Genomic DNA, 23587 nt, shown 5'->3' on the forward strand with positions numbered 1-23587 from the left:
CAGGGTATTGCCGGGCTGCACGGGGTGCATGTCAGGGTCGTGCCAGGGGGAATCCCGATGTGATGGAAAGCGCCGTTCGGGCAGGCTGAAGACATGAACGAAAACGACTTCTCCGGCATCAAGCAGCTCCGCAGGACCAGGGACGGACGGGTCATCGCGGGTGTCGCCGCGGGCCTCGGCCGCTACGTCGGCGTCGACCCCAACGTCATCCGGGCGGTCCTCGCCATCGCCACCTTCTTCGGGGGGCTCGGCGTGGCGATCTACGCCATCGGCTGGCTGGTCCTGCCCGAGGAGGACAAGAACCGGTCACTGCTCCAGGACCTGATCGACAAGAACAAGGACAACCCGGTCTGGCTGGACGCCAAGGCCAAGGCGGAGCAGGGCTGGGCCAAGGCCACCAGCCAGTACCGCGCCTCGCACCCGCAGGCCCCGAACCACCCGGCCAACCAGGCCCCGAACTACCCGACCCACCAGGAGCCGTTCCCGCAGAACCCCGCCACCGGCTCGTACTACTCCGCTCCGGGTTCGCAGCACCCCGCTCCCGCGGCGCCGTACGACACGGCCGTGGGCGACGACGACCACCGCTCCCGGGCGTGAGTCAGAGGGGCGCCTCCGCGCGGACCCTCTCGATGACCTCCCGGCGGCACCGTCTCCAGAGCGCGGCCAGCGCGGCCGCCACGGTGAGCCCGGCCGCGCCGGCCAGCGCCACCACGAGCTCGGGGCCGAGGTGGTCGGCCGCGGCCCCTCCGACGAGGATCCCGAGCCCCTGGGAGGCGAGCAGGCCCGACTGCACGAGACCGAAGGCCTGTCCCCGTTGCTCGGCGGGGACGCACTGCACGAACGCGGCGTTGGCCGCGAGCTGGTAGGCCCCTCCGACGCCGGAGAGGAACCACAGCACCAGCACCACGGTGAGCGGTGGCCGCAGCGCGCACAGCACCAGCGGCGCACAGGTCAGCATCGCCATCCAGCCCATCATCCGCAGCCGGCCCGACGGGCTGACGTAACGGCTGAACAGGAAGGCGCCGACAACGGTTCCGGTCGGCATCGCCCCCATCAGCAGACCGGTGACGAGCGAGATCCGCTGCGCGTCGTCACCACCGGTCAGCGCGGCGGCGTAGGGGGTGGCGATCCCCTCGGGAAGCACGTAGAAGCCGCACAGCCAGGCGATGAGCACCAGGGTCCGCAGCCGCCGGTCGCCGAAGACCAGCCGGGCGCCGGCGCGGGTCATCATCCACATCGACGGCCGTCCGCCGTCGGCCTGAGCCGGCGCGGGACGCCGGCGCACCCCGAAGACGATGATGAGGGCCGAGAGCAGGAAGGTCACCGCGTCCAGGGCCAACGCGCGGTACGGGCCCATCGCCATGATCAGTGCTCCACCGGCGGCGAAGCCCAGCATCTGGGCGCCCTGGTTGGTCATGTTCTGCAGGGCGGATCCCGCGACGTAGCGGTCTCCTTCCAGGAGCTCCGGAAGCAGGGCGGCCCGGGCCGCCGAGAACGGCGCGCTGAGCAGCACCACGCAGAAGACCAGCGCGCACAGCACGGGGAACGACGTGCCGGGGATCGCCATGAGCGCGACCAGGAGAGCGCGGAGCAGATCACAGGCGATCATGATCCGCCGCCGCGCGTAGCGGTCGGCGAGACCGGCCAGCAGCGGTCCGCCGATGATCGGTGGCAGGTAGGTCAGCGCGTAGACCGACGCCGTGGCCAGGGGGGAGTCCGTCCGTTCGAATACCAGGACGGACAACGCCACCCGGGAGAGTTGGTCGCCGAGGAGGGAAAGCCCTTGGCCGAGCCAGAGCGCGCGAAACTCCCCGAGGGCGATGACCTCGCCGTAGGTTGCTTGGCGTTCGGCAGGGCGGCGGTGCCGCCCGGGTAGCCGGCCGGACTTGGTGGCCGCCATAGGACTCCGCTGAGTTCGCAGGCACATTGACTGTAGGTGTTCGATGTGTAACCTACGGTGCCCGCTGGGAGCCCCGCGTGCAACCCGAAGCAATCAAACGGCTGCAAGCTGTAGCGGTATGTGGCGATATTTCGGCCAGGAAAAGTCATGGCGCAGCAAGCCCGAGCCGAGCGACCGGTCACCAGCCAAGCTCGGGAGCAAGCCGGAGCCGGAGCGGCCGGTCACCAGCCAAGCTCGTGCAGACGATCGTCGTCTATGCCGAAATGGTGGGCGATTTCGTGCACGACGGTTATCTGCACCTCCTCGACGACGTCCTCCTCGGTCTCGCAGATCGAGCAGATGGGGTTGCGGTAGATCTCGATCCGGTCGGGTAACACTCCTGCGTACCACTCACCCCGTTCGGTGAGCGGAATGCCCGTGTAAAGACCGAGGAGATCTGGCTCGGGTGGGTCGTCGACGACCACCACGACCACGTTGTCCATGACTTTCGTCAGCTCGGGAGGGATCGTGTCCAGCGCTTCGGCCACGAGCTCTTCGAACTTCTCCCGCGAGACCTCGATCACACCCGTCATTCTGCCCCGTGTTCCGGGTAGGAGTGGAGGCGCATGAACATCGGCAGGTGGACCAAGGGGGCCCGGCGCTTCGCCACGGGGCGGATCGCGCGCGGCGTGGCGGTCGTCGCCGTCGCCATCGCCGGGGCCTGGCTCGGCATCGTGCTGGGCGGCTCCATCCGCAGCACGGTCGGCCCGGTCGAGCTGGGCATGGCGGCCGAGCCCTCCTGGACGGGTGAGACCGTCGTCGACGCTCACCCTTTCGGCACGCTTCTGTTCGACACCCATGACGCCCCCGTCGGCCTGCGGGTGACCCTGGAGAACATCAACCCCGACCGGGCTCGCGGATTCCTCGACGATCCGCAGTTCTCCGCCGACCGGCTGCCCCGGCTCCTGGAGGAGGAACTGGGCGAGGGCGTCAGGACGATGGCGCTGCGCGCCGGCTTCTGCGGCCTGGCGGGCGCCCTGGTCGTCGCCCTCGTGGTCTTCCGGCGCCCGGGACCCGCCCTGGCGGGCATGCTGAGCGTCGCCGTGGCCATGGCCGGCACAGGCGCGGCCACGGCCCTCACCTTCCGGCCCGACTCCGTGGTGGAGCCGAAGTACACCGGCCTGCTGGCGGGCGCGCCGTCCCTGGTCGGCGACGCCGAGTCGATCGTGACCAGGTTCGAGTCATACCGGGTCCAGCTTGCCAAGATCGTGAACAACGTCTCCCAGCTGTACGACACGGTCTCCTCGCTGCCGGTCTACGACGCGGACCCCACCTCCATCCGGGTGCTGCACGTCTCCGACATCCATCTCAACCCCATCGGATGGAACCTCATCCGCTCCGTGACCGCCCAGTTCGAGATCGACCTGATCATCGACACCGGTGATCTGACCGACCACGGCACCGGTCCCGAGGACAGGTTCGTCGAGGAGATCGGCACCTTCGGCGTGCCGTACGTCTTCGTGCGGGGCAACCACGACTCCAAGGCCACCCAGCGGGCCGTGGCGAAGCAGAAGGGGGCCGTCGTGCTCGACGGGGCCGCCCAGACCGTGGCCGGGCTGCGCATCTACGGCCTCGGCGACCCCAGGTTCACCCCTGACAAGTCCGTCCCCGTCGACTCCGACCTCGCCTCCCTGGAGGCGCTGGGCCGTTCCCACGCCGCCGGGCTGGCGCAGGAGACCGAGCCTGTCGATCTGGTCGCCGTGCACGATCCGACGATCGCCAAGGGCTTCTCCGGCGCCGTCCCCATGGTCCTGACCGGACACTCCCACGAGCGCTCCACCGAACTGCTCCCCTCCGGCACCCGCGTCCTGGTCCAGGGCTCCACCGGCGGCGCCGGGCTGCGGGCCCTCGAACACGACGAACCCACCCCCGTCGCGGCCTCCGTCCTGTACTTCGACCGCGCCACGCACCGCCTGCGGGCCTGGGACGACATCACCCTGGGAGGGCTCGGTGAGCAGTCCGTTCAGATCCAGCGTCACGTTGAGGCCGACCCTGGCCGTACAATTTCTCCTGTGCCGACGGTCACCCCGTCTCCAGCGGGGTCGGCCAGCGCCACGCCGACGCCGTAAGCCGGAAAGCCGCTTTGGCAACGGGGCAAAAGTCCCCTATGCTTCAGAGGTCTCCAACGGAAGACGGCACGGAACAGGACGCAAGTCCTGAGCCCCCATCGTCTAGTGGCCTAGGACACCGCCCTTTCAAGGCGGCGACACGGGTTCGAATCCCGTTGGGGGCACGGCCGAGCGAAAGCTCACCGGGGAAACGGCAGGTCGAAGACCTCCGAAGAGCTGGTAAGCTAAGCAAGGCAAGAACGACAGGGGCCACAAACCCCGGTCAAGAAAACAAGGTCCTGTAGAGCAGTTTGGAGTGCTCGCCACCCTGTCAAGGTGGAGGTCGCGGGTTCAAGTCCCGTCAGGACCGCTCTGGTAGGTGTTCGATCCACCAACTAGGTCAGGTAGCTCAGTCGGTACGAGCGTCCGCCTGAAAAGCGGAAGGTCGGCGGTTCGACCCCGCCCCTGACCACATCAACTGAGCAGGGAAGACGCCCCGAACGATCATCGTTCGGGGCTTTTTTGATCTTCGGTGACAGCAACGCTGACAGCAACGTCGACCGCTGGCCGAGGCTGCTCCACTGCCGTACACGGGGCTTGACGGGTGAAATCCAGCTGCGTCATGCACCATGTTGCTCCATCGTGCTCCATGATGACCCATGCTCGGGCTACGCTAAATGCCTGCAACTCGTAAGCGGTGTCGCTAGCGACAGCAGAGAAGAGAGTGGCCCGACTCGACTAGCAGTCGAGCCGGGCCGGCTGTGGGATGGTCCGTCTGCTAGCTCCTCAGAGCTAGCAAAGCCGTCACCAAGGGGGCGAACCTTATCGCGGCTTCCAGGACGGGCCACACCCAGGCCCACGGTTGTGGACGTCGGTGCCTTCCAGCCATATACATCACCTCCTCTCCTTGTCGGAGCCAAGCATTGGCATCTGACTACGGGGCGACGAGGAAGTGATGTGGCTGCTGTCCCACTGGTGTAGCCGTCCCAGGCTAGAACAGGGGACCGCACTGCATCTCGGTATATGCCGAACTTCCCGAAGATCGTGGCTAACCAATGCAGATCGCCCCGGCCGTCAGTGACCAGGGCGATCCGAGAATCGGCTTTCAGTCGAGGGCATCACCGAGCTTGCCGAGGGCGTTGCGCTTGTCGTCGAGGGATACGTGGGCGTAGATCGTCATTGTGACTTCGATGTCACTGTGGCCGACGATGTCGCGGACGACCTGGGGTGGCACGCCGAGGTTGAGCAGCAGCGTCACACAGGTATGCCGGAGGTCGTGAAACCGCATGTCGCCGAGGCCGGCCGCCTTGCGGATCGTTCCCCAGCTCCGCCGGAGGTTGTCCGGCTCCATCGGGGTTCCGCGCCGGGAGGGGAAGACGAGGCCGTGTTCCTCCCAGTTCGGCCAGCGGTCGGAGCGTTCGGCGAACTGCCGCCTGCGATGCTCCCGGAGCGCCTCGACACAGATCGAGGGGAGCGGGACGGTTCGCTCGGAGTCGTCGGACTTGGGGCGGACGAACTGGAGACGGCCGCCGACCCGCTGGAGGGTCTGGATCACCTCCAGTTTCCCTCCGTCGAGGTCGACGTCCACCCAGCGGAGTCCGAGTAGTTCCCCGCGTCGTAGGCCGAGGCATAGGGCCAGGACGTAGAGCGCGGACAGCCGGTGCTCTCGGGCGGCCTTGAGGAGTGCGCGGGCCTGCGGCATGGTCAGGCCGCGGTTGACCTTGTACTTGGGCACCGGGACCTTGACGAGCTTGGCCGCGTTGCGGGGGATGATCTCCTCGCGTACCGCGGACTCCAGGGCGTTGCGGAGGACGGCGTGTACGGACTGAACCATGCGGGTCGACAGCCGGGACTCGCAGCATCGGCCGCTCTTGAGCGCGCAGCAGAGAGGCTTCTCCCGGGAGGCGTCCCAACCGTGCTTGCAGCACTGGCACTCGGTACGGGTGCGGGTGATGAACAGCCGGACGTCCTGGGCGTTGAGCTTGTTCAGCCGCCGCTTGCCCAGGCCGGGGATCAGGTGGAGCCGGACGACGCTCTCATAACCCTGGTAGGTCTTGGGACGCCGTTCCTCACGGACGATGTGTACCAGCCAGTAGTTCAGGTAGTCGCCGACGGTCCAGTTCTCCGAGGAGACGGGGATACCCTCGTCGGAGTTCTTCAGAAGCTCGGTCAGCTTCCTTCTGGCCTCATCCTGGGATCGGGCCGAGCCCTGCACTCGCTTGATGGCTCCGCCCGTCGTAGGAACGAAGGCGGCGTAGCCGTACCGGCCGTCCTTCCGGGGCCAGATGCTTCCCTCACCGTTGGAGCGCTTACGGATGCGGCGCCGGCTCTGCCGCTTCGGTTCCTCCTCGGGCGTGCCGAGCGCTGTCTTGGCCATCACGCCACCTCCATCAGGTTGTGGATGCACTCGGCCACCGCGCCAACCGGGATCAGGCGACGACGCCGGATCTTCACGCTTCGGAGTTCCTTGGAGCGGATCAGGCAGTACAGGGTCCACCGGCTCACCCGGAGGCGCGCGGCGGCCTCGTCGACGGTCAGGAGCTGTTCGTCATCCATGGGCCTCTCCGGACAAAGGCGGAACGCTGTTGCCGGTTAAGGCAGCGGCGAGGAGGGCGTCTTCGATCGACAGGCCCTGTCCGGCGTACTCCCAGTGGGAGATGACGAGGACGGTGTCCTCGTCGAACAGGGGCAGCCGTCCGGTGGTGACGGCTTCTCCGCGCATGTGCTCGGTACGTGCGGCGCGGAGCTTGCCGAGGGTGGTGGAGTAGCGGCGGCTCTTGGTGGAGAAGTGGCCGCGGAAACCGAGCATGTGGGCCCACTTGACGAGCCGGAACTCGGCCAGCTCGTCGAGGACGCCCAGGCGCAGGCACTCGGCGATGAGCCGCCGGGCATGCTCCCGGATCGGAAGCGCCTCCAGGTCGTCAAGGGGGTTGATGCGCCGGTCGAGGGTGCCGACGCATTCGGCGGCCTTGGTGGCGTACTTGGCGACGTAGGCGGCCACGGCCTGATCGGTGAGGTCGCCGTGCAGGGTGATCGGCCGGACGTCGAGCTGCGTGCCCCACTGGAAGGCCCGTGTGGGTTCGCCGGGCACCTCGGGGGCGGTCACCGTCACCGCGGAGGCGGCGTGTTGGACGGCGTCGGTCAGCAGGTCGGCCGTCGCCCAGGCCGGAGGAGCCGTGCTGGGTCCCTTGGGGCCGTCGACGCGGATGACCGCGTGGAAGTGGACGACGCCGCGTCGTTGGTACTCGGCGACCTTGGCGAAGGAGATGACGACCTGTTCACGCAGCTCCCGCAGGGGCAGCCCGGCGTTCTTGGCGACCCGCCGGCGCAGGGCTTCGGTGAAGCGTCGCCACAGCTCCGGGGCCAGGGCGTTGAACAGCACGCTGCCCGCGTAGTCGTAGCAGTCGGGGCACAGCGGTTCGCCGAGACAGGATTCGTCGGCGCTGTGTCGGGCGGTGCAGGACATCACCCGTCCGTGCGGGCATTTCCCGGCGTCGCGGCGGGCGTGGCACGGCAGGACCGTGCCGTCCTTCTCTCGCCGGGTGTGCACGGTGCCGAAGGACGGGGCGGTCAGGGTGACGAACAGGCACGGGTGCGCGCTGACGGTGTCTGGGACGCCCTTGCCGCCGACCAGGCCGGCGCGGACGAGCTGGTAGGTGTCGGCCCGGTAGGTCTCTGCACAGGTGGGGCAGCGGGAGGCGCGGCGGGTCTTGCACGGCACCCGCAGTACGCCGTCCGGTTCGGTGGCGGTGGTGTAGGAGTGCAGCCGCTCGCCGGTGAGCGGGTCGACGTGGAAGACGTGGCCGCGCAGGTGGACGGGCTGTCGGCAGCCGCCGGTCCGGCGGATCTGCGCGGCCCAGCGGGCGTATTGGGGATCGTGGAGCCGGGCGATCATCCCGGCTACCGCGTGGGTGCTTGGCATGATGGGGTGTGTCCCTTCCGGGCTGGTGAGGTTCGGTGCGGGATGGCCCCCGACGTGACGGACGTCTTGGCGGATGTGTGGTCACGCCGGGGGCGCCGAGGAGTCTCAGACGAAGCCGAGGCCCTCGCAGTGCTTGCAGGTCTGGCCGTGGCCGTCGACGCCGGTCGCTCCGCAGTGGCAGCACAGCCAGCGTTTGGGGGCGGGCAGGACGATCGGGGCGGTGTCGTCGGGGTCGTCGGTCATGCGATCCACCGGCCGGTGTCGCGGTTGGGGGCGGTGTCGATGAACACGCGCCAGGTGTACGGGCGCCTGCGCCGCCGGATCGGGGAGACCGATCCGACCGGCAGGATCGTGCGGAGCTTGTTGACGGTGTGGACGAGTTCGGCGTGGGTGCCGTCGATGCGGATGCGCATGAGGGGTGTCCTTCGGGTCAGGCCGCGTGGGCCGGGGTGTCGGTGTCGATGTCGGGGGTGACGGGGTCGGGGACGACGCAGCCCGCGTAGGAGGTGTCGGCGTCGCGACGGGCCCGAGCGTGGGCGAGGATGCCCACGGCCGCGTACTCGACCGGTCCGAAGAAGCGGGTGGTCTTGTAGTGGCCGTAGCCCCGGTCACCGGGGCTGATCTCGGCGCCGAGGAGACCGGCGATGACGTCGATCTCGGCGCGGATCTCGTCGTCGGTTCCGTCGGCGAAGTGGTAGATCCTCGGGAAGTCCGGGACGGGGACGCCGGGGTTGGCCTCCAGGAAGGCGGCCAGGTCGACGAGCCCGTTGATCAGGGCGGTGCGGTGGTCGGTGCCGGTCATGGGTGTTCTCCTTCGGGTTCAGGCGGGTTCGGGGCTGTCGCGCAGGGCATGCAGCAGGTCGGAGGCGAGCTGGCTGGACACCCCGAGCCGGGAGCGCAGGGTGTCGCGGGTGATGGGGCGGCCGTGCCGGGCGTGGTGTTCGTCGGCCACCCGGCGGGCGTAGTCGAGCAGCGCGCCGGGGACGGGACCGCTGTCGTTCTGGCCGTTCTCGGCGCTGTCCCGGTCGGGTACGGCAGGGCCGGGTGGTGGGACGAGCGCGGCGGGGCCTTCGGGGGCGACGGTCACCGCCGGAACGGTCTCCGGTACGGCGTCCGGAACGGGGACGGGCACCGGGGACGGTTCCGTACGGGGTTCGGAGGCGCGGCGTTCCAGCATGGAGACCGCGATGAGGAACGCTCCGGCCGGGGTCGCCGCGGTGATCCACCCCCACGGGGACGGTTCGGCCTGGGCGAGGTTGGCGGCCAGGGACAGGACGATCCCGCCGACGAGGACGAGCGTGGGCCAGGAGATCCAGCCGTCCGGCCGCCGGCCGTTCTTGCGGTCGCGCTGTCGTTCCCGCGCGGCCATGACACAGGTCAGGTCGACGCAGACCGCCACGGCCCAGGCCATCCAGCCGGGTTGCCCGTGCTCGGTGGCGGTCTCGCGGATGTGGGTGAAGGAACCCGCCCCGGCGATCGCCGCGAGGATCAGTACCGGTCCGGAGTCGGCCAGCCGTACGGCCAGGCGGGGCGCGGTCGTGGTCACGGCAGGGTCCTCCCTTCTGAGGAGTCAGGCGGTCTCAGGCGGCGAGTTCGGGGTTGGTGTCGAAGGGCAGCTCGTGGCCGAGGCCGCTGGCGGCGACCTGAGCCCACGAGGGGGTCATCCCGGCATAGGTGCCGGCGGCCTGTTCGGCGGTGGCGGTGGAGACGTAGCCGGACCGGGCGCGGTACCACCGGCCGTCGGAGCCGGTGATCACGGCCACGCCGGGTGTCTCCGGGGCGATGGACCGGGCGGCCACCAGGGCTTCGGGGTCGAGGTCGCCCAGGGTCATCACCGCGGTTTCCGGGTCGTTGACCCGGTGGCAGATCCGTCCGCCGATCTGAGCGCGCAGCGCGGTCACGCCGGGGCCCAGGTCGGAGCCGATGCGCTGGCCGGACAGCACCAGGTGGATCCCGAACGCGCGTCCGAGCTGGGCGATGCGCAGCAGCGCGGTGGCCGTCCGGGTGACCTGGTCTTTCTCGGCCTTGTCGGCGGTGAGGAACAGTTCGGCCAGTTCGTCGACCAGGACCACGACCGGGATCGGGCGGGAGGCGTCCGGGAGTTGCCAGATGTCGCGCACCCCGTAGCGGCGGCAGGCGAGCATCCGGGCGCCCATGACGGCGATGAGGTCGCTGAGCAGGTCGAGGCATTCGGCGCGGGTGGTGGCCAGCGCGGTGAGCCGGTCGGCGTAGGCCGACAGCTCCACTCCGCCCTTGAGGTCGAAGCCGACCAGGGCGATCGGTTGCGGGGCCAGGGCGACGATGAGCGCGTTGATCAAGTTGGATTTGCCGGACTGGGTGGCCCCGGCGTTCATCCAGTGCGGGATGAGCCGGAAGTCCATCCGCCAGGCCGCGCCGGTCTCCAGTACTCCGACGATCGGGCGGAGCAGGTCGTCGGCCCGCCAGCCGCCGGGAGGCTCAGCCGGAGGTGCGGCGGGCGCGACGTGGGCTAAAGGGTCGCGGGTGATGCCCTGGAGGGTGACGCGGCCGGGCCGGGAGTCGACGACCCGGACCGCTTCGATCCGCCAGGCGTGCGCGAGGCGCTCGCAGACCTTGGCGTAGTCGTCAGGCACCTGGCCGTCGAGCAGGTGGAAGGTGATGCGGAAGCCGCCCCGCACCGGCCGGGGCAGGCCCATCCACGGCTTGGTGTCGACCTCGACCCGCTGGAAGCGCCGTTTGACCCGGACGACGCCGGTCGAGGCGATCAGGCCGGGCACGGTGGTGAACCACCAGCGCTGACGCTTCTTGGTCAGCCCGCACCCGGAGGCCACGTGCCGCCAGGACCAGCGCAACCACAGGGCCTTGCGCGGGAAGACGAGCACGTACCAGTAGGAGGACGGGGCCCAGCGCCGCCAGGCGAGGAGCACGAATAGGACGGCGAGGACCTTGACGAGGGGATGTCCGGGGTCGATCACAGGTCCGCCCCCGTTCTGGTCGCGCCTGCGGGGACGAAGGACTGAGCCCGGTAGGAGATGCCCCACCGGTCGCCCTGCTGCCAGACGTAGCCGACCAGGCCGACCGGGATCACCTCGTCGCCGGCCGAGATGGGCGGTTCCGGGGTGATGCTGACCTTGACGAGCTCCATGCGGTTGAAGTCGTCCTCGATCAGGAGGGTGACCTCGTACATGGTGTTGCCGTCCTTGTCGCGCTTGATCTCGCCGGTGTCCTTGTTGACGAGGCGGGGCTTGGCGGCCTTGGCGCAGGTGATGTGGAGCTTGGTGACGTCGACGGGGATCGGGATGGTGCGCATGATCGGTTCCTTTGCTAGCTGGAGTTCTTGGAATACATGGAACTCTTGGAATTCTAAGTTGTCAATGAGTTCCTCGCAGACTTGGTTGGTTTCTTTACCGGGGTGTGCTCAACTGGAGGCGAGCCGAGGAGAGAGCGGATGATGGTGGAGAAGAGCGGGCGACCGGCCTACCTGCAGATCGTCGACGAGCTGCGCGGTCAGATCCGCGCCGGCTCGCTGCCGCCCGGCACCGCTCTGCCTTCCATCGCCCAGCTCTGCGAGCGGTTCGACGTCTCCGCCAGCGTGGTCAAGGCCGCCATCAGCGTTCTGCGCACCGAAGGGGTCGTGATCGGCCAGCAGGGCAAGGGCGTGTTCGTCCGCGAGACGCCGGCCGAGACCCCTGAGCCGGAGGCGTCCGAGGCGACCGCCGAGATCCTGGACCAGCTCACCCAGATGCGCCAGTCGCTCAAGGAGCTGGGGGATCGGCTTGCCGCTCTGGAGTCGGCGGTATTCCAAGAGCCGAAGTGAGTTGCTCGACCCGGCAGGCCAACTCGTCCACCTGAGCCCGCATTTCGGCTAGTTCCCGGGCGATTCTCCGCATGTCCGCATTCATGCTCGTTTCTCCTGGTCATCCTCCGGCGTCGTTCGCCTTCCGGGATGGCCTAAGTTCACCGTGAGCTGCGGAGTTCCTGTATCACGCGGACGTAGTTAAGCTTCTTCAGTCCGGTTCAACGACCATTTACATAAGCGTTTTCACATGCACGACGCACACCGCGCACCACCCACCGAAGCGTGAAGGCGAAGGTATGCAATGAAGACGACCCAGCGGCCCGGCTGGACCCCTTCCCGCCTGCGGGAACACCGTGAAGCCCACGGCCTGACCCTGGAGGCCGCCGGTGAACGGCTACGTCAGGCGGCCATGCGTCACGGCTTGGCGGTGCCGGCGGCGAACTTCCAGACTCTCTGGGGACACGAGCAGGGGACCGTCTTCCCCGGTCCGCATTACCGACGCGCTTACTGCCTGCTTTACCAGGCCACCGAGCCTGAACTTGGGTTTCGTCCCCCTTTGCCCGGTGAATCACTGAAAGCGGAAGTCATGATTTCCGATTTACCCGAGCCCGCCGACCCCGCCGCCGACAACGCCGCCGCCCAGGTCATCGAGGAGGCGTTCACCAAGGTCTCCGTCGGCGGCATCGAGACGGGCGACTCCCCGCAGGCGCTGTTACGCAACCGGGTGGTCGACGCCTGGCGTCGACGCCACGGCGGCGGCAGCCCCAAGCCCATCCTGGTCCTGGTCGGCGGGTACGCCGGATCGGGCAAGACCGAGTTCTCCCGCTTCCTGTCCGACATCACCGGCTGGGCCTTCCTGGACAAGGACTCCCTGACCCGGTGCATCGTGGAGCGGCTGCTCGTCTCCTTGGGCGGTGACCCCAACGACCGGCACACCGACCTGTACCTCAAGGAGGTCCGCCCTCTGGAGTACCGGTGCCTGATGGAAGCCGCGTGGGACAACCTCAACGTCGGCACCTCCACCATCCTGTCGGCCCCGTTCATCGCGGAGCTGAAGGACGCGGCGTGGTTCGCCCGCCTGGAGAACCGGTGCGCGGCCAAGGGCATCGACGTGGCCGCCATCTGGGTGCGGTGCGATCCCGAGTCGATGCGTGAGTACATCGAGTTCCGCGGCGCCGCCCGGGACGCCTGGAAGCTGGACAACTGGCAGCAGTACGCCGCCGGCCTGGAGGTCGAGACCAGCCCGCCCACCGCCCACGTCACGGTCGACAACCGGCTCGGTGCGGCGATCAGTCTCGCCGACCAGACCCGTGAAGCGCTCAAGCGGATCCTCGCGTGAACGGCCCGCTGGGGATTGTGCTGTACGGTCCGCCGGCCAGCGGTAAGGACACCGTCACAGCGGCGCTGGCTCGGTTGGACGCCCGGTTCAGTCTGCTGCCCAAGCTCAAGGTCGGCACCGGCCGAGGCGAGGGGTATGAGTTCGTCAGCGCCGAACGCCTGGCCATGCTGCGGGACGCGGGCCGCCTGGTGGCCGAGACCCACCGCTACGGCAACGTCTACGCCGTCGACCGCTTGATGATCGACGAGCGGCGTGCCGCCGGGCACGTCCCGGTGACCCACATGGGCAACCTCGCCGACCTGCGCCGCCTCATCGGCACGACGCCGGACTCCTGGCTGCGCGTGCTGCTGTGGGTGCCGCGCGAGGTCACCGAACAGCGTTCGAAGGCGCGCGGCGACGTCGACACCGGCAGGCGACTGGCCGCATGGGACGAGACGCTCACCGACCTGGAGACCGGGGCTGACGCCGGGTTCTTTCATCTGCGTCTCCACACCGATCGGATCGGGGCGGATGCGGCGGCACGCGAGATCATGCGGGCGTATGACCGTCTGCGTGACGCGGGCTGCCCGCAGGTGCGACAGAGCCGCCGGTGAGCCGGGCCGCCACTTCCTCGGGGATCAGGTCGAGCCGCCACCAGGTGCCGCAGTCACGGCAGCGTGCCCCGTCGGGCAGCGGATGCTCATAGGTCCACTCGACCCGTTCGTGCCCGCACTCGCCGTCATCCCCGTAGCTGCGCGCGCAGCGCTCCGCGGTGACCGACGACTCATCCGCGGTCACGATGAGCGGCGCCTCACCCGGGCCGTGCCCGCAGTGCGGGCACACCGGAGGCGGTGATCCCGCCCGCAGGTGTTCCGCGATGCGGCGTTGTGCGTCGAGGAGGCGGAGCAACTCGTGGCGGCTGTGGGCCACGAGGTAGCGGGTGAGCCCGGCCAGCACCTCATGCCGCGTCAGCGGCCGTTCGAGCGTTCGGCGCGCGTAGAAGACCCCCGACGCGCTGGTCTCGGTCTCCCAGCCGTCGAACAATGGCGCGTCCGCCGCCGGGTCTGCCTTCCACGCCGCCGGGTCTGCCTTCCACGCCGCCGCGAGCAGCCATCCGGGCATCGCGTCCCCTTCCCTATCTTCCACATCTGGCACGTCAGCGGGCCGACCCGGTGAGGATGGCCATCCACAGGCCCATTCCTTCGGCCGTGCGCAGCCATTCGCTCTCCCACACGGTGATCTTCTTGTCCTCGCGGTAGCGCCGCCGGACGAACACCACCCCGCCAGCCGCGCACAGCTCGTAGACGAGCCGGTCGCACTCACAGGTGTGCTCGCGCACCCGGACCCGGTCGGCCCGGGGGATCCGGTCTCGCCAGCGCAGCACCTCGGCGCCTTTGCGCAGGGGAGCGACGTGAATACCGTGGTAGGACGCGGCCAGGTGACCCAGGCTGCTCACGGTGCGCTCCCTTCTCCGCCCCGGTCGCGAAAGGCCCTCGGTAGGTGGCATCGGTGAGCGGAGACCGGGACCGTGTCTCGCGATGCCCCCTCCGGCGCCGCGAGACGGGGCGGGTGTGGGAAGCGGTCCCGGACTTGCCCGTAGACAGCCGCTCACCGATGCCATGCCCGCATCATAAGCAAGCAATACCGTAGTACACCATAGAACACAGCAGTATGTTCCGCTGGAGTGGCCTCCACCACAGGCTCCTACCGTGTGCTCATGACCGAGCTGCGTGACGATCTGCCCAGGTGGCGACAGGTGCGCGACATCATCGTCCAGCGCATCGAAGCCGGCCAGTACCGGCCCGGACAACGGATCCCCTCGGTCGTCGACCTCACCCAAGAGTTCGGCATCGCCACCCAGACCGCACAGAAGGTCATGAACGCCCTGCGCAAGGACCGGTGGATCCGCACCGAACGCGGCATGGGCAGCTTCGTCACCACCGAAGAGGAGCGAGCCGCGGAGTCCAACGAGGCAGCCGGGTAGCCTCTACAGCTTTCAAGATCGCTGGAGTCTGCTTACTCCGGATGAGAACTTTCTCTACGTCTTTAAAGGCGAGCCGCCTACGGCGTCTCGCCGCGCGTCGGGCGGACGCTGGCCGCGCTGCGGCTCTTCGGCCGGTCGCGGCCGCGCCGCCCACGCGCTGATGTCCACCAGGCAGACCACCTCAGCCAGGAAAGTCTTCCGGCGGTCGAGGCGATCCCTCCGTAAGGCTGCCGCACCGCTTCCGTTCCTCGGGCCTTGGCGGCCCTGCGGTACGGATCGGCTTGCCACCGGATGACGGGGTTCTCGCCTCACGCGGTGGGCCGCGGATCCAGCTCAATCATCGCTACAGCAGCGAGTTCACTGCCTCCCAGTGCCTATAGTTCTCATCAATGGAAGGATCGTGAAGTACGCCAAGGATGTAGCAGAAAAGCGGACCATACTTGCCGCCGGGGAGCGGTGTTCAACCGATGGCGGCAAAGCGGCAATGTGCGAAAAGTGATCCCTCTCCCCAAGAGGGTGAACGGGTCGTCGGCCACGAGCGGCACCACGACGCCGAAAAACCCGGAAACCACGAGGGCGACGCTGGCAGACGAGGGAGAGGGAGAGAGGTAGAGACGGAGACGGGGCGGAAGGTGCAGGAAGGACCTTGGGGCGCTGCCCCAAACCCCGGGGCCTCCGACTCCGAGAGGGAGGCCGCGAGCTGGCGCCGTAGCTGGCTGGGCCGGAAGCCTGATCACTCGCCCGCCATCGACCCAGGCAGAGCCCAGCAGCCCGGCTCCTCCAGGTCAAGCCCAGCCGTGCGGGCAGGACAACCAGCGCGCGAGGAAGGTCACCGGGAGCAGGTACACGCGAGGCAGGGCTTGGCCCTCCATCCCCGGCCCGCTGTCACTTCGCGATGGGTCGACGGCAGACGGGAGATCAGGACGGGAACACCTGCGGGCAGGTGCCCCCGGATCCTGAGCTTCCTCTATCCCCGCATGAATATTGCCGACAAGCACTCTTATCGGCTCACCTTTTGCTGCTGGCGGCACCACTTTCGATAAGCTGCAACTTTGGGCGGACCGGGGAGGTTGTTTCCCTTCCTCCCTCAAGCGCGATAGGCGCGAGGCCAAAGATATGCTTATTCAATTCATCGAGATTCAGATGTACCGCTTCGGCCACCTGTGAAGCGCTAATTCCCTTTTCGCGAAGGGTGGCGAATACCTTTGTCAGGAGATGAGAGGTTTCTCGCGGAATCCCGTCCGGCTCCGATCGACGATATCCCATCTGTGACAACTGTTTCGCCGTTACTCGATATATCCAGTCGGATGTGAGACCCAGTTCGTGCAGCCTGTACGTCAGAGCCATGGCCGCCACATTCCACTTTCTCTTGGCCTTCATGATCCGATCAAGAGATGCGTTGTGGAGGTCTTGTGCAAGTAGCCCGGACTTCGGCATAAGAAATGCAGATGCAAACTGCTGCGCTTCCCGCTCCGCTTCCGGCCCGTGAGGAATTCGATGCTCGGAGTGAAGGACTAGGTGGCCCAATTCATGGGCCGCATCAAACCTACCCCTTTCCCCGCTTTTCTGCGTATTGAGGAATATGAACGGCTGATTGCCGTTGTGGCGGATAGAAAAAGCATCCACCGAGGAGCAGTCCACGGCAAGCGAAAACACGCGTATTCCGTGCGCTTCTAGCAAACGGATCATGTTGCCGATCGGAGACTCTCCAAGCCCCCATCGTGCCCTCAAAAGCTCCGCTGCCTGCTCCGGTTCGAGGTGAGGGAAAGTTGGTACGTCTGCCCGAGGTAGATCGAACCTTGCTTCAATCCAGTCATTAATTGAGACGGCGAAACTGCCGGCGCTTAGCGCTGCATCCCTATCCAGGGCGCTCGTTTTCGTGAGCGCACGAAAGCTGGCCTCGTTTACCGGAATTTCAGACAAGTCGCCAGCGGAAAAGAATGAAGGTGGCAGTTCAAGTGCCCTAGCGAGCGACAACAGGGTGTCGCCGCTAGGGGACTTGTGACCGTTCTCGAACGCAGTCAAGCTGCGAACGGAAATATCAGAAGCTTGAGAAAGCTTCGCTAGAGTCATACGACGCCGTTTGCGGGCGTGTATGAGACGAGACGCTGTGAACATTTATTTCATCCCCATATGACCAAATGTGGCCGTAGGGCGTCATCTTACCAGTGCAATCAGAGGCCCTTGTAAGTGACGTCGAAGTCCGGCCCTTCATCGCTGTTGGTGGGGTTAAGGTCGATCTCCCCGCCGCCGTCGCTGGGCGGAGCGATCCTTCCGATGGGAATGCGCACGAGCCACGTGTCCACAAACTTGCCGTGCATCTCCACCGGCAAAGAAAGTTCGACGTGGATTTCACCATTCTTGTCCATGCGGTAGAGAATGAACCAGGTCGGGATGTCGTCGACGTCAACGTCCTCAACATCCTCGATCTCGACCGCCAGGTCCTCATCGAGGTCGAACAGAGTCGTCTGCTCGTTGCGCTTCACGAGGCTCGCGACGGCGCTTCCCTTGGGGTTCTTCGCCCGAACCTTCTTCTTGAGATCGCCAACGCCGCCCGCACCGCTGATCACAGTGACGGCGAACGCCCCCGAAGGGTGGATGGTCCGCAGGATCGAGTCCCGGTTGCTGTACCCCCAGACCTCGGGCAGAAGGCGGTCCCGCAGCTGCTCGCGGAGGTACCGGTTTCCCCGGCTCCAGAACATGATCCCGCCGGCGCTCGGGGCGTCCATTCCAGTGCAGGTCCGCGCGTCGGCAGCCGCCATCTCCAGCGCGGCCAGAATGATCTCCGACGTCAGGCCCAGATCTTCGGCTTTCTTGACCGATCGCCAATCGGCATACGGCAACTCGTCCATCGACCACCTCCAAGGTCATCTCGGTTCCAAGAACTCTACCTCATATGAGGTCGAGATTTTGGAACTCTTTGACCGGCGCAAGAGGCTCGTGATCAAACCGTTATCGAACTTGTGATCGATGGTCGGGCCGAGACCTAGGCGGCGGGGCACAGCGCGGGCACACGACGGTGCGAGACGCCCGGAAATGCTGCGAAAGGATGAGGGGCTAAAGTGCAGGTCAGCGGCCCACTTGCGACATCGGTGCTGGTCTCAGCGGCCGTTCACCGAGAAGTGCTGGTAGTCCTCAGTTCGTGACACAGGCGATCCATCGGCAGGGGCCCACATAGGGTGTCACCGTGCAACGGCTCGCGCTCTTCGACTTGGACAACACGCTCGTAAACCTGGACGAGGCGTTTCGGGTGTGGGCCGCGGAGTTCGCCGACGGGTACGGCCTCGGACGCGAGGCGGTTGACTGGCTGATCGCTCTCGACCAGGCGGGTTATCCGCATCGTGAGGTCTTCTTCGGCAAGGTCCGCGAGCACTTCGCCCTCTCCGAGTCGGTCGAGGAGTTGTGGGGCCGCTATCGCAGGCACATGCCGTGTCTGGTGCGCTGCCGGCCCGAGGTCATGGATGGACTGGCGCGGTTGCGTGCGTCCGGGTGGAAGGTGGCCATCGTCACCAATGGGACGGCGGACAACCAACTCGGCAAGATCCAGCGGACGGGACTGGCAGAGGCCGTCGACGCCTACGCGCTCTCCGGACTTGAAGGCATCCGCAAGCCCGATGTCGGCCTGTTCGAGATCGCCGCCCGGCGGTGTGGCATGACTCTAGCTGACGGGGGCTGGATGGTCGGTGACCACCTGGTCGCCGACATCGCCGGTGGACAGGCCGCCGGCCTTCATACGATCTGGATCGACCGAGGGCCGTGGCCCGGACGGGAACACAAGGCGGATCATGCCGTCCCGGATGTGCTCCAAGCGATGGACCTCATTCAAGGATCGATTGAGGGGCGATGAGCCTAGACAATCCTGAGATGGGCCTCTCTTCTGTCACCGTAAGGCGGATAGGCGTCACTTTGCGTTCTCTGGCTAGGGGTCCATCGACTTTATAAGTTCTGCGAGTGAATGCCAGACGGAAGTCTTACGTGAAAGGGCACTACCGGAAGCGTCCGGGAGGAGGACGCACGTGGGTCAAGCCTCATGTTCGTCATATCTCTGTGGGGCAAGCGGCTGGACTTGGTGGGATCATGGTTCTCGCGATCGGGGCATTGATCGCGTTGAAGGCGCTCAGCGGGAGTAACCCACCTGAAGAATCGACGCCCATGCCCACACCGGTGGTGTCCGCTCCTGTTGAAAGTGAGAAGCCCCCGGAACCCACATTGCCAGAGACACCTCCCGAGCCTTCACTCGGAACGGGGCAATGACCTCGTTGACCAGCTTCGTGTTCTGCGGCGCGACGGTCTCGGCTGCTGCTGACAGCAACTCTGACAGCAACGTCCCCATACGGGGACTCACTTCGACAACCCTCCACCACCTTCTGACCACGGTGTCCGCCGCCCGACGAGGACGATTGCTCCGCCTGAAAAGCGGAAGGTCGGCGGTTCGACCCCGCCCCTGACCACATCAACTGAGCAGGGAAGACGCCCCGAACGATCACCGTTCGGGGCTTTTTTGATCTCCGGTGACAGCAACGTGCTTTGATCAGGCGGAGGAGACGTTGGTCCGGAAGCACTGGCGCTCAGGCAGGCCGGAGGCGTGCAACCTCTGGGCCGAATACGGGCCGGAGGGTAGGAAAGAGTGGCTGACGGTCGTGAGGCTCTACAACGGTGAGCACTACGGCCAGACTCCGGACGATCCGCCGGGCGAGACGTACGAGCTCCACGGCAACCACATCGTCGATGAGGCGAGCTTCTACTGCGCGATCGGCGAGGCCGTCAACGGACCGGGCGGCTACTTCGGCGCGTCCCTCGATGCCCTGAGCGACTGCCTGTGCGGCGGCTTCGGGGCGACGGTGCCGTTCACACTGATCTGGCATGACTCGGACGTCGCCCGCGAGCACTTGACCAGGCTGATGGGCTGGGAAGATGAACAGCCGACCTATTTCAAGTCCATTGTGGACGTTCTTCAATCAAAAGGCGTGAACACCGTTCTACGGTGACCCGGGAAACCGGTCCGGAATTGGATGAGGGGCCCGACGATCTCGCGGACGATGTGCGGGGCACGCCCTCAGGTCGAGCAGGAGGCTCACGCAGGCGTGCCGGAGGTCGTGGAGGCGCATGTCCCCGAGGTTGGCCGCCTTGTCGTCCGGCTGTGGCCTCCCGGCAGGCGGGGCGACCGGTTCCGGTGACACCGCGCCGCGGTCGAGCGCTGGCGGTGGCAAGGGCCGGGCTGGGATCACCGTTGGTGCTGATCACAGGGGGTGAGGGCGACCCGTTGGCGGACGGTGCAGAACTCCTGGCCGCTGCTCCTCAGAGGCTTCAGCTGATGATCCGATTGGTTACCGAACATCGGCGTCTGGTTTCTTACAGAGCAAGGTAGCTATCAGATAATCGGATTCCATGAAGGTGACGACCGCCACTGAGGCGTCTTGGAGCTTCGCGACCGTTCTGGACGAGGCGGAGCGAGGGGAGACGATCGTGGTCACCCGTGGAGGCAAGCGAATCGCGGTGATCGGTCCCGCGCCGACGGCACCCGGGCGTATGGTCAAGGCCTTTCTGTCGAAGAGCGTGGGGACGTTGGACGCCGATTTCGAGGCCGATGTCGCGGCGGCCCGGGAGGTGGTCGACGACGAGATGAGGAGCACGTGGCCCGACGCCTGATCTTGGGCACCGGTGTGCTCATCGCCGCCGAGCGAGGCAAGGCTTCCGTGGACACGGTGATCGGGGATGCCGACGATGTGGCGATCGTCGCGATCACCGTGGCCGAGTTGCTCGTCGGCGTGGAGACGGCGGACGCGGCACGCCGTCCTGCTCGGCAGGCCTTCGTGGACGAGATCCTTGCGCTGATCCCGGTCGAGGAGTACACCACGGACGTCGCCAGGGTCCATGCTCGGCTGATGGCACACGTACGACGGGATGGGAAGGCGCGCGGGGCATACGACCTGCTGATCGCCGCGACGGCCGCGGCCACCGCGAGAATCGTGATCACGATGGACTCGTCCGCCGCGTTCGACGACCTCCCCGGCGTGCGGGCACAGGTCGTTCCCCGGTGAGCGCCGACGACAACGGTGGCGGCGACGTCCGCCACCGCGGACACACCCGGGGCGTCGTCCGCATCTGTCCGCTTCCAGCTCGCAGCAGATGACCGGGGCGACTGCCCCGCCTGAAGATCGGCCTTCCCCGAGGGAACAGTGGCGAGAACGCATCACGGTGGCAGTTCGTACACCACCTCAGTGGAGGTGACCCACTATCCGGACGCCACCACCTCGCCGGCCGTGACCTGGGGAGGATTCGGGAGCAGGGCGGCAAGATTCTCCCGCACGAAGTCCGCAGCCCTTTCGGTGGATTCCTCGGCTCCGGCTTGGTCTTCGAAGACGCTGGTGGAGACCATTGATCCATCCCCGGCGTCGACCCAGTAATAAGCCACGAATCCGGGGACCTGGCGGATGAGCGGCACGAACCCCTCACTCACCCGGCGTCCCGCCTCGACGGGATCGGTTACCCCCTCGTAGCGCCGTACCGTTGCGTACACAGCTGACCCCCCGAGGTCCAAGATCGCCCTATGGGGGACGACATACCCCTGCCGTGCGTCCTCAGAAGCCAAGGGCCGGTAAATGAACGACAGTGCGGGATCGCACGGTTGTGGGGATGATGGCGGGGTTCCGCTCCGGAGGGTGGATTCCCCTGGGGGTGTGGTTCCGCTCCGGAGGGTGGATTTCCTCCCGGGGGTATGGTTCCGCTCCGGAGGGCGTAGTTCCGCTTCGGGGGCCGGTCGTGGCGACGGAGGCGGGTCCGCTTCGGTGCCCGGACGTCCTTACAGGTTCCTTGCGGGTGCCCGGATGTCCTTACAGGTGATCTGGGTGCCTCGTAGGTGGCCGCCCGGAGCGGGGCGGCAAGCTGTCGCCGGCGGACCGCCCTACGAGACCGCCCTGTTCCCCGCGCGGTCGACGGTACTCGACCCGGCCTCCGTCCATGATGTCTGACCAGGGAAGACGCCCCGAACGATCATCGTCCGGGGCCTTTGATCCTCGGTGGCGACGATGCCTCGATGGTCGGCTCCATCGACCCGTCAGCCGGTCGTGATGGCGATTCCCGGGAAGGCGGTGGTTGCGTTGCTCCACGGCGAGTAGTACAGCCGCCAGGAGCAGATGCGGCCGTTGATGACGTAGCCGGTGCAGGGCACCTGAGCGCTGGTGTCGATGAGGGAGATGACCCCCACCGCGTACTGCCGGGTGGTGCTGGACGGTTCGGGAGTCTCCACCGGGCCGCCGCTGTCGCCTTGGCCGGCTGCGTTCCTGCGCGTCGAGTTCTCCAGGAGGACCAGGTTGTGGAGCACGCTGTCGGCGAGGTAGACCGTGACGTTGATCATCTTCACCTGGCACAGGCAGATGGTTCCCGAGGAGGCGCCGGAGGTGCAGAGCCACATGCCCACGTAGGAGGCGGAGGTGCCGGCGACCGGGTTGCTGAACTCCGGCGATATGGTGCCGGGGTTGTTGTTGTAGACGCGGCCGGCGGTGCCGGCGCGGATCAGCATCACGTCGCGGCTGGTGTTGGCGTGGGCGATCGGACCGATCACCTGGCCGGTCGGGTCGACGGCCGTCTGCCCGATGGTGCCGCAGTGGGCCGCGGACAGCATCCAGCTCGCCCCGCCGGCGGTGACGGCGAAGCCCGTCGAGCAGGCGCGGCCGGTGCCGGCGTTGCGCCAGGCCGCGCCGCCCAGCCAGGGGGCGGTGTCGTCCCAGCGGCTGGCCGGTGCCGGTGTGACGCCGGCCTCCACGGTGACCGGCACCGCCGAGTCGGCGACCTTCGAACGGTTCGGTCCGTGGCCGGCGCTTGAGATCGTCAGGCCCGAGCCGTCGGCGTTCGGCGCGATCGAGGTGATCGCGTCGCCGGAGGCGCGGACGAGGCGGTTCATCTCGCTCTCCAACTCGCGGGCCGAGTAGGCCGCGGGCAGGATGCTGACCGGGACGTCCCGGCGCAGTCGGCCGACCAGGTCGCTGATGCGCTCGGGGGTGTCTCCTTTCCAGTAGACACGCAGTTCGCGGTTCTCCGGTGCCGCGATGATGCCGGCGAACCCGGCGGCGTCCTGTGTCTTGACGGCTGCGGTGACGCGGTCGGCGGCCTTGACCAGCTTCTCCTGGGTGGCCAGCAGGTCCTTCCAGGAGGAGAAACCGCCTGGGACCTCGTCGGCCGGCTCGACAGCCCGGGTGACGGCGTCCTTGACGGGGGAGGGAGCGGGGGCCGCGACGGCCTGGGCGGCGCCCACCGAGACCACCGAGACCATGGCGAGGGCGACTCCCAGCGCCACTGTCAGACGACCGGTGGATCGTGGGGCTCTTGAGGTGATTGGGGGGATTTTCACCTGATGCTCCTCTGTATCCTATATGCGGGGATGCATTTGATATTTCATGTATTCATTGTGTTATCAATGGTTTGATGGCCTTTTTTGATAGGTGAATCGATGTGGCGGGACAGACCTGTGCCGGGATTTCGGTTTGCGCTCAGAGACGTTCAAGGGTGAGGGTTGCATGGCCTGACCTCGCCGTGAGCCGGCAGCGGGTCGTCGCGGTGCCACCTGGGGTGCGTGAGGTGTCCCGATGGCGGTGCTCT

Annotated in this window: 27 protein-coding genes and 3 tRNA genes; 13 read left to right on the forward strand and 17 right to left on the reverse strand. The window is 67.1% G+C overall.

From position 1 onward, the window contains the following. Positions 1 to 93: 93 nt before the first annotated feature. Positions 94 to 597: a PspC domain-containing protein gene (locus F4562_RS18710; RefSeq protein WP_221207258.1), complete on the forward strand. Its 504-nt coding sequence runs from the start codon at positions 94 to 96 to the stop codon at positions 595 to 597. A 1-nt stretch (position 598) separates the two neighbouring features. Here F4562_RS18710 and F4562_RS18715 read toward each other — a convergent pair whose 3' ends face one another. Beyond that, positions 599 to 1900, reverse strand: coding sequence for an MFS transporter (locus F4562_RS18715; RefSeq protein WP_184542971.1), 1302 nt, complete (start codon positions 1898 to 1900; stop codon positions 599 to 601). A gap of 221 nt (positions 1901 to 2121) precedes the next feature. Beyond that, positions 2122 to 2472 (reverse strand): metallopeptidase family protein, encoded by a 351-nt coding sequence (locus tag F4562_RS18720; RefSeq protein ID WP_221207257.1) that lies wholly within the window; start codon positions 2470 to 2472, stop codon positions 2122 to 2124. A gap of 33 nt (positions 2473 to 2505) precedes the next feature. Between F4562_RS18720 and F4562_RS18725 the strand changes: the two genes are divergently transcribed. The 4 genes from F4562_RS18725 (at position 2506) to F4562_RS18740 (ending at position 4459) form a co-directional block, all read left to right on the forward strand. Beyond that, positions 2506 to 4008, forward strand: a complete 1503-nt coding sequence (locus F4562_RS18725; protein WP_184542967.1) for a metallophosphoesterase family protein — start codon at positions 2506 to 2508, stop codon at positions 4006 to 4008. Between the two features lie 91 nt (positions 4009 to 4099). Then, positions 4100 to 4172: transfer RNA gene (locus F4562_RS18730), tRNA-Glu, on the forward strand. Between the two features lie 110 nt (positions 4173 to 4282). Beyond that, positions 4283 to 4357 (forward strand) — tRNA-Asp (locus tag F4562_RS18735). Positions 4358 to 4385: 28 nt separating this feature from the next. Further along, positions 4386 to 4459 (forward strand) — tRNA-Phe (locus F4562_RS18740). A 633-nt stretch (positions 4460 to 5092) separates the two neighbouring features. On the opposite strand, the gene F4562_RS18745 is transcribed toward F4562_RS18740, so the two are convergent. The 9 genes from F4562_RS18745 to F4562_RS18785 form a co-directional block, all read right to left on the reverse strand. After that, the gene (locus F4562_RS18745; RefSeq protein WP_184542965.1) at positions 5093 to 6364 is read right to left on the reverse strand and encodes a tyrosine-type recombinase/integrase; all 1272 of its coding nucleotides are present in this window, start codon (positions 6362 to 6364) and stop codon (positions 5093 to 5095) included. Beyond that, a complete protein-coding gene (locus tag F4562_RS18750) occupies positions 6364 to 6543 on the reverse strand; it encodes a helix-turn-helix domain-containing protein (protein WP_184542963.1) in 180 nt (59 codons plus the stop codon). Before F4562_RS18750 ends, F4562_RS18745 begins: the two co-directional genes overlap by 1 nt. After that, the gene (locus F4562_RS18755; protein WP_184542961.1) at positions 6536 to 7909 is read right to left on the reverse strand and encodes a replication initiator; all 1374 of its coding nucleotides are present in this window, start codon (positions 7907 to 7909) and stop codon (positions 6536 to 6538) included. Before F4562_RS18755 ends, F4562_RS18750 begins: the two co-directional genes overlap by 8 nt. Before the next feature lie 105 nt (positions 7910 to 8014). Next, positions 8015 to 8152 carry a hypothetical protein gene (locus tag F4562_RS18760; protein WP_184542960.1) on the reverse strand — a complete coding sequence of 46 codons (138 nt, stop codon included), beginning with the start codon at positions 8150 to 8152 and terminating at the stop codon, positions 8015 to 8017. Then, a complete protein-coding gene (locus tag F4562_RS18765; protein ID WP_184542958.1) occupies positions 8149 to 8322 on the reverse strand; it encodes a hypothetical protein in 174 nt (57 codons plus the stop codon). Before F4562_RS18765 ends, F4562_RS18760 begins: the two co-directional genes overlap by 4 nt. 17 nt (positions 8323 to 8339) lie before the next feature. Beyond that, on the reverse strand, positions 8340 to 8711 hold the full coding sequence (locus tag F4562_RS18770) for a hypothetical protein (RefSeq protein ID WP_184542956.1): 372 nt from the start codon (positions 8709 to 8711) through the stop codon (positions 8340 to 8342). Positions 8712 to 8729: 18 nt separating this feature from the next. After that, entirely contained in the window at positions 8730 to 9455 is a 726-nt protein-coding gene (locus F4562_RS18775) for a DUF2637 domain-containing protein (RefSeq protein ID WP_184542954.1), read from the reverse strand. A gap of 34 nt (positions 9456 to 9489) precedes the next feature. Beyond that, entirely contained in the window at positions 9490 to 10863 is a 1374-nt protein-coding gene (locus tag F4562_RS18780; RefSeq protein ID WP_184542952.1) for an FtsK/SpoIIIE domain-containing protein, read from the reverse strand. Then, a complete protein-coding gene (locus F4562_RS18785; RefSeq protein WP_184542950.1) occupies positions 10860 to 11198 on the reverse strand; it encodes an SCO3933 family regulatory protein in 339 nt (112 codons plus the stop codon). The genes F4562_RS18780 and F4562_RS18785 overlap by 4 nt, the downstream gene beginning before the upstream one ends. A gap of 138 nt (positions 11199 to 11336) precedes the next feature. Between F4562_RS18785 and F4562_RS18790 the strand changes: the two genes are divergently transcribed. The 3 genes from F4562_RS18790 (at position 11337) to F4562_RS18800 (ending at position 13619) form a co-directional block, all read left to right on the forward strand. Next, positions 11337 to 11705, forward strand: a complete 369-nt coding sequence (locus F4562_RS18790) for a GntR family transcriptional regulator (RefSeq protein ID WP_246473474.1) — start codon at positions 11337 to 11339, stop codon at positions 11703 to 11705. 568 nt (positions 11706 to 12273) lie between these two features. After that, complete coding sequence (locus tag F4562_RS18795; protein WP_246473475.1) at positions 12274 to 13026, forward strand: P-loop nucleotide/nucleoside kinase family protein; 753 nt, start codon at positions 12274 to 12276, stop codon at positions 13024 to 13026. Beyond that, positions 13023 to 13619: a nucleoside/nucleotide kinase family protein gene (locus F4562_RS18800; RefSeq protein WP_184542946.1), complete on the forward strand. Its 597-nt coding sequence runs from the start codon at positions 13023 to 13025 to the stop codon at positions 13617 to 13619. Before F4562_RS18795 ends, F4562_RS18800 begins: the two co-directional genes overlap by 4 nt. On the opposite strand, the gene F4562_RS18805 is transcribed toward F4562_RS18800, so the two are convergent. Together F4562_RS18805 and F4562_RS18810 are read right to left on the reverse strand one after the other, a co-directional pair. Beyond that, on the reverse strand, positions 13555 to 14127 hold the full coding sequence (locus F4562_RS18805) for a hypothetical protein (RefSeq protein ID WP_184542945.1): 573 nt from the start codon (positions 14125 to 14127) through the stop codon (positions 13555 to 13557). The two genes, F4562_RS18800 and F4562_RS18805, sit on opposite strands and share 65 nt — an antisense overlap. Before the next feature lie 34 nt (positions 14128 to 14161). Further along, the gene (locus F4562_RS18810) at positions 14162 to 14461 is read right to left on the reverse strand and encodes a hypothetical protein (RefSeq protein ID WP_184542943.1); all 300 of its coding nucleotides are present in this window, start codon (positions 14459 to 14461) and stop codon (positions 14162 to 14164) included. Positions 14462 to 14722: 261 nt separating this feature from the next. Here F4562_RS18810 and F4562_RS18815 point away from each other — a divergent pair, with 261 nt between their 5' ends. After that, entirely contained in the window at positions 14723 to 14989 is a 267-nt protein-coding gene (locus F4562_RS18815) for a GntR family transcriptional regulator (protein ID WP_184542941.1), read from the forward strand. 1008 nt (positions 14990 to 15997) lie between these two features. Here the strand turns inward: F4562_RS18815 and F4562_RS18820 are convergent. After that, positions 15998 to 17107, reverse strand: a complete 1110-nt coding sequence (locus F4562_RS18820; RefSeq protein WP_184542940.1) for an XRE family transcriptional regulator — start codon at positions 17105 to 17107, stop codon at positions 15998 to 16000. 56 nt (positions 17108 to 17163) lie between these two features. Beyond that, complete coding sequence (locus F4562_RS18825) at positions 17164 to 17841, reverse strand: hypothetical protein (RefSeq protein ID WP_184542938.1); 678 nt, start codon at positions 17839 to 17841, stop codon at positions 17164 to 17166. Positions 17842 to 18176: 335 nt separating this feature from the next. Between F4562_RS18825 and F4562_RS18830 the strand changes: the two genes are divergently transcribed. From F4562_RS18830 to F4562_RS18845, 4 genes are all read left to right on the forward strand, one after another. Then, entirely contained in the window at positions 18177 to 18836 is a 660-nt protein-coding gene (locus F4562_RS18830; RefSeq protein ID WP_184542936.1) for an HAD family hydrolase, read from the forward strand. A 793-nt stretch (positions 18837 to 19629) separates the two neighbouring features. After that, the gene (locus F4562_RS18835) at positions 19630 to 19977 is read left to right on the forward strand and encodes a barstar family protein (RefSeq protein ID WP_311734053.1); all 348 of its coding nucleotides are present in this window, start codon (positions 19630 to 19632) and stop codon (positions 19975 to 19977) included. A gap of 400 nt (positions 19978 to 20377) precedes the next feature. Next, positions 20378 to 20638 carry a type II toxin-antitoxin system Phd/YefM family antitoxin gene (locus F4562_RS18840; protein ID WP_184542932.1) on the forward strand — a complete coding sequence of 87 codons (261 nt, stop codon included), beginning with the start codon at positions 20378 to 20380 and terminating at the stop codon, positions 20636 to 20638. After that, the gene (locus F4562_RS18845) at positions 20623 to 21030 is read left to right on the forward strand and encodes a PIN domain-containing protein (RefSeq protein WP_184542930.1); all 408 of its coding nucleotides are present in this window, start codon (positions 20623 to 20625) and stop codon (positions 21028 to 21030) included. Before F4562_RS18840 ends, F4562_RS18845 begins: the two co-directional genes overlap by 16 nt. Before the next feature lie 194 nt (positions 21031 to 21224). Here the strand turns inward: F4562_RS18845 and F4562_RS18850 are convergent, their stop codons facing one another. Continuing rightward, the gene (locus tag F4562_RS18850) at positions 21225 to 21581 is read right to left on the reverse strand and encodes a hypothetical protein (RefSeq protein WP_221207256.1); all 357 of its coding nucleotides are present in this window, start codon (positions 21579 to 21581) and stop codon (positions 21225 to 21227) included. A gap of 465 nt (positions 21582 to 22046) precedes the next feature. Beyond that, on the reverse strand, positions 22047 to 23285 hold the full coding sequence (locus tag F4562_RS18855) for a chymotrypsin family serine protease (protein ID WP_184542929.1): 1239 nt from the start codon (positions 23283 to 23285) through the stop codon (positions 22047 to 22049). Positions 23286 to 23587: the final 302 nt, after the last annotated feature.

This window comes from Streptosporangium becharense (assembly GCF_014204985.1).
Classification (GTDB): Bacteria; Actinomycetota; Actinomycetes; order Streptosporangiales; family Streptosporangiaceae; genus Streptosporangium; species Streptosporangium becharense.